Origin of the sequence: Robertmurraya sp. DFI.2.37, from assembly GCF_029211245.1 — a bacterium.
In the GTDB taxonomy this organism is placed as follows: Bacteria; Bacillota; Bacilli; order Bacillales; family Cytobacillaceae; genus Robertmurraya; species Robertmurraya methanolica_A.
In genome coordinates, this window is the sequence record NZ_JARGEJ010000255.1 from 1 (window position 1) to 430 (window position 430).

Below are 430 nucleotides of genomic sequence, written 5' to 3' on the forward strand. Positions count from 1 at the left end.
AATACCAACCACAGCCAGTCCTAAGGGTTGAAATTCCAAAATCAAATGGTGGAAAACGCTTATTAGGAATTCCAACTGTCCTAGACAGAGTTATTCAACAGGCGATTGCACAAGTACTGACACCGATTTTCGATAAACAGTTCAGCGAATACAGCTATGGTTTCAGACCGAGACGTTATGCCGAAATGGCCATCCTAAAAGCGTTAGAGTTCATGAATGATGGTTACGATTGGATTGTAGATATTGATTTAGAACGTTTCTTTGATACTGTACACCATGATAGGTTAATGAATCTCATATCGAGAACCATTGATGATGGGGACGTAATCTCACTCATCCGTAAATTCTTGGTGAGTGGCGTACAAATTGATGAAGAATATAAGGAAACAGTGATAGGCACTCCGCAAGGAGGAAACTTATCTCCCTTACT

General features: G+C 40.2%; 1 protein-coding gene. It reads left to right on the forward strand.

Annotated elements, in window-relative coordinates; all coding sequences use genetic code 11:
- On the forward strand, positions 1–430 hold a 430-nt coding region (locus PZE06_RS26370), incomplete at both ends, for a reverse transcriptase domain-containing protein (RefSeq protein WP_263641573.1).